At 56.8% G+C, this 4,742-nt stretch carries 3 protein-coding genes and 1 pseudogene; 1 reads left to right on the top strand and 3 read right to left on the bottom strand.

Going from position 1 to position 4,742, the window contains the following annotated elements:
- On the top strand, window positions 1-585 hold a 585-nt coding region (locus tag JOD69_RS24305; RefSeq protein WP_245245758.1), incomplete at its 5' end, for a YetF domain-containing protein.
- 692 nt (window positions 586-1,277) lie between these two features.
- Here the strand turns inward: JOD69_RS24305 and JOD69_RS24310 are convergent.
- The 3 genes and pseudogenes from JOD69_RS24310 to ygiD form a co-directional block, all read right to left on the bottom strand.
- Entirely contained in the window at window positions 1,278-1,670 is a 393-nt protein-coding gene (locus tag JOD69_RS24310) for a lysozyme inhibitor LprI family protein (RefSeq protein WP_086134072.1), read from the bottom strand.
- Between the two features lie 324 nt (window positions 1,671-1,994).
- Window positions 1,995-3,167, bottom strand: coding sequence for a glycosyltransferase (locus JOD69_RS24315; protein WP_086134074.1), 1,173 nt, complete (start codon window positions 3,165-3,167; stop codon window positions 1,995-1,997).
- Between the two features lie 719 nt (window positions 3,168-3,886).
- Window positions 3,887-4,639, bottom strand: a pseudogene (gene ygiD / locus JOD69_RS24320) (4,5-DOPA dioxygenase extradiol); the annotation flags it as partial.
- Window positions 4,640-4,742: the final 103 nt, after the last annotated feature.

Raw genomic sequence — 4,742 nt, forward strand, 5'->3', positions numbered from 1 at the left:
AAACCCTGCTTCAACGGCTGGCGCGCGCCGCGGCGTTCGCTAAGCCTCGACCCGAGTGGCAAATTCGCTTGGCTGAAGTTCATCGCTAATCAGGACATCGATTGGGCGGAACTCTTCATCCCGAGCGCTCCCGTCGCGGAGACGATCATTCGCGGGACGCTGGTCTACTGGTTCTTATTCCTGATCTTCCGCCTGATCATCAAGCGTGATATCGGCTCGGTTGCCGTCAGCGACCTCATCGTAGTGGTGATCATCGCCGATGCGGCACAGAACGCCATGGCGGCCGATTACAAGTCCATCACCGACGGACTCATTTTGATCAGCACCATCGTGTTCTGGAATTTCCTGCTCGATTGGGCCGCTTACCGGTTCCGATGGATCGAGCGCGTCCTGGCACCTAAAGCACTCGAACTGATAAAGGACGGGCGCATTCTGCATCGCAACTTGCGCCGAGAGTTCTTGACCGAGGAGGAACTGATGCGCAAGGTCCGCGAGAGTGGGGTAGCGGACCTGTCCCAGATACAGGCAGCCTACATGGAAGGGGATGGCACCATCAGCGTGGTTAAACCTAAAAACGGCGGTTGACCGCTTCGATGGCTAAATAAGCTCTTATGAGAGAATCCCTTTATAGCCATCGGGGGTCTCACCCTTTGGGTGACGTTGCTACGCACCCGATTGCACGGCGGGCGGGCCGCCTGGCGGTGTTGCTCCTCGTTGCGGGAGACTACCCCGCGGCCTCGTCGCGCCGTGCCATCCGACCCGCCCGCCGCACACTCGAGCACGTCCAACCGCCGTTTTTAGGTTAAACGGGACTCGTGAATATCGTTGTCCTAAGAAGCCGTCTTCAAACTGCTATGCGCTGCAATATCCGCCTTGTTCAAGGAGGCGAACCGCCGATGAAAAACAGCCTTGCACATCCCTGCAATTCGCCTCTGCGGGCTGCTCCGCCGCAAAGTGTGGGACAGGCGAGTCCAGCATCAATCGCGAATCGACCCTATTTGTCTGCTGCTTCGAGAGCGTTTTCCATCCCGGTGTACGGATTCGTGCCAGGAGGGGAGAACGTAGGTCGGCAATCCCTTCCCAATCGCAAACGTTCGCTTTAGTCGCGACCCTTCCAATCGCAAACGGCATCTCTGGGAGCGCCAGAGCTGCCCTTCCAATCGCAAACGGTCGCTTTAGTCGCGACCCTTCCGACAAAGCCCTTCGCCGAGCCGATACGTCGGCAAGGGATTGCCGACCTACATATCCGAATCCCTTACACCGACTCGGAAAACGCTCTAATTTTCATAGCCGGTAAGAAGCTTCTCCAGCCGTTCAACGCGTTCCTCCGTCATCTGGGACTGGCACGCCGTGTCGAATGCTGACTTCCACATGCGCACGCCTCCCTCGGTTTCACCGACTAGGGCACACTCCGTATCTCTGAATTTGATCCAGGCCCGCTGTGCCGCTATGAGTGCTGTCTTTGGGAAATTGTCCGGCTCATCTGCCGGCATGGATCGAAGCAGCTTCTGGTAAATCTCATTGAGGCGTTTATCAGCGGCGGCGAGACTTACTTGCGCGGAACGTCCCGTGTGCATCGCGCTGCCTTCTGGCCAGTCCTCGGGGCGGTGATTGTCTGCGAGCGCAATCGCTGGAATCACGAGCAGTGCAATAGAGAGATGCCTAATCATGCAGGTATCCTTATGCCCAACGCCAAAGTTCACCGGCGGCTATGGAACACGGCGGAATTGCCGTCCAGTGCGGCGAAGCGTTGGTCGTTTCGTTGGGTTGATTCAGTTGCCGTTAGTATGTGGTCGGAGCCATTGGAAGCCCGGAATGATCGCCTTTGTAGGGTCCCGTTTTCAACCAGGAATTTGAACGCTGCGAGCGACTGCATCCCCATTCGTCGCATTCCGGCAAGCCAAGCCGGCTCAAGGAGCCAGCCAAGCAGACCGCCTTTCAGCCAGAAAGCGATGGGTTTCGCTGGCGCTCTACCCATCCTACCGCTAACGCTCTTACATCAATTGCCGTAGACAAGCAGCAACGCACGCATTGGCATCGACGTTTATGCGAGCCACGTTCCGACGGTAGTGGTCCGATGCCAGGATTTTATTTACTGCCTCGGGAATTTCCGCCAGGGACCGGACCCGTTTGGCGATACCGTTTTCCTCTGCCCAACGGATGTTGTATTCGAAAAGTATGCGCATGGACGGATTGTCCATGAGCACGAGCGGGATGCGGCAGGCTATGGCTTCATGGATGGAGATCGGGCCCGGCTTGCCTACCATGACATCTGCAAGCCTCATGTATTCCGCGACCTTGGCGGTGTATCCCACGATCAGCTTGGGCTCGCGTGAGCGCCACTTGCAAAGTGCCTCGTAGGCTGCTCTGTGACAACCGCAGATTACGATCATATTCACGGGAGTCGCTGCAGCATCCAGTCGCCGCGCGATGTCGACCATGTACCTTGAGCCCTGGCCGCCAAAGAAGATGAGTACTGTCGGAAGATCCCTTCGCAATCCCAATTCTTCGAGAGCGTCTGCCGCGTCGGTATCGACGGGTGCGAGAAAAGACGGGTGAACCGGCATACCCCGGAGAGAAAAGACATGAGACTCCGGCACGCCGCTTTGCAAGGCTTGCTGCACGAGCCGCTCGGTTCCGCACAAGTAGTAGGACATCAAGGCCGGGTCGAACCAGTACCGGCTATGGAACTCTTCGAAATCGACCGGAATCGTCACACAGCGCACTTCCGGGTTACTTTCGCGGGCGGCGGCGAAAATGATTCCATTGCAAAGAGGAATCGTCGAGATCACGACATGCGGCGCTGCGTGTTTCCAAAACGCGGCAAGGCGCGGGGCCGCTGGCTGCATCAAGGTCATCAATCCCCTTCCGAGCGCGATGTATTGCCGCAAACCGATCATCGTTTCCCATTGCAGACCCGTGTTGTAAAGCTTAATGCCCGCTCGGGTTAGCCAATCCAACAAAGAAACGTGAGAAAAAATCTGGTCGGTGTTGACTGCCCGAACATCGGCTTCGGGAAGAGAGCGTTGCAGTTCGGCCTGTAGAGCCATGGCTACGCCTTTGTGGGCGCCCCCACCATTGAAGTAAACGATGTCCACTCTCTTGCTTTTGCCGTCTTCGGTTACAGGCCTCTCGTGAATCGATGAAATCTCAACGGTTTTCGTCATAGAGCACCTTCCGTGTACTGGGTACAACGATTCGCGATCAATCTCCGATTTTGAAAAGCCGCCCAATACGTCCTGGCCTTTTCTCTCGGTATGCGTCTTCTTGCGCGGTTGCGTGTTTCATGAGCTAGAGCGTTTTTCATCCCTGTGTACGGCTTCGTGTCGGGCGGGAAGAACGTAGGTCGGCAAAAGACTTTGTCGGAAGGGTCGCGACTAAAGCGACCGTTTGCGATTGGGAAGGGATTGCCGACCTACCTATCGGGCTCCCTGATACCAGATCGGAAAATGGTCTAGCGTCCTTCTGCCATCTGTAAGACGATCACGATAACTTTTTGCAACACTATGCGTTGTTTTCTGTGAATTAGGACCTCATGCGGAAGGGTTCGTTTGCGAGACCGTTTTGGCGTGTGAGTTTTTGTTTACAGGTTTTTCGTGAAGACAAGCTATCGCCACGTTCGCCTTAAGGAAGCTCTGATTGAATCCTTCGACAGGCCTGTCCTGAGCCAAGTCGAAGGGCTCAGGACGAACGGTAACGTATTGGTTCCGTTCGTGGTGAGCTTGTCGAACCATGAACGGAATCAACCTGATCAGAGCTTCCTTAAGCGACCGGACTGGCGAGATTCGCCCGAGAAACCGGCTAAAGATGCGATAAGTTTCGCTGACGCTCCATCCAATCCGCCGTGCCGATGCCTTTTGTGTTCACCGATTCACCCGATTGCTTGTCAGGAAAAGGCAAACGCCAGCATGCTGATCGAACCCAGTTCGATACCTTCGGTAATGAATCGGAGGTCGTCTCCAGGCTGGCGCGCGCCCAAGACGTACAACAGCGGCAAATAATGATCCGGCGTCGGCACGGCGAGTAGAGCCTGGGGGGCAAGCCGCTCATAGTCGATCAATGACGTATGGTCCCCATTGACGAGACAATCGTGCACGCGTTCGTCGAAACGCAGCGCCCAATCGTGGGCGGGCGCGTCATGGTCCCAGTTCACCATTCGCAGATTGTGCACGGTATTGCCGCTGCCCATGATCAGCACGCCTTCATCGCGCAATGCCGCCAATTTCTGGCCGAGCTGAAAATGAAACAGGGGCGGCTTGCTCGCATCGATGCTCAACTGCACGATGGGAATCTCCGCCTGCGGAAAGACATGCGCGAGCACCGACCAGGTGCCGTGATCCAGCCCCCAGTTCCGATCGAGTGCGACGGCGAGCGGCGACAACAATTCCGCCACGCGTTGTGCCAGCTCGGGAGAGCCAGGCGCGGCGTATTCCACTTCGTACAAGGCCTTCGGAAAACCACCGAAATCGTGGATCGTGCGCGGCGCGGCCGTTGCGGTGACAGCGGTGCCGTGGATATACCAGTGCGCCGAAATGCAGAGCACGGACGACGGCGGGTGTTGCAGCAACCGCCTTCCGAATGATGCCCAGGCGTCGGTATGTCGATTGTGCTGCAGCGTGTTCATCGGGCTGCCGTGGCCGAAAAATAGTAAGCGTCCGACGGTTACCGTCGTGACAGCCTCAAGCCGCCAACGGCTGGGTCAGTTCCGTCACCTGATCGGCCAGGTTCCAGGGTAGGAACTC

The organism is Methylocaldum sp. RMAD-M, assembly GCF_017832375.1.
In the GTDB taxonomy this organism is placed as follows: domain Bacteria; phylum Pseudomonadota; class Gammaproteobacteria; order Methylococcales; family Methylococcaceae; genus Methylocaldum.

Excerpts from the sequence above, each read along its gene's own strand:
- JOD69_RS24310 (WP_086134072.1), bottom strand. The coding sequence starts at position 1,670 with ATGATTAGGCATCTCTCTATTGCACTGCTCGTGATTCCAGCGATTGCG.
- JOD69_RS24315 (WP_086134074.1), bottom strand. The coding sequence starts at position 3,167 with ATGACGAAAACCGTTGAGATTTCATCGATTCACGAGAGGCCTGTAACC.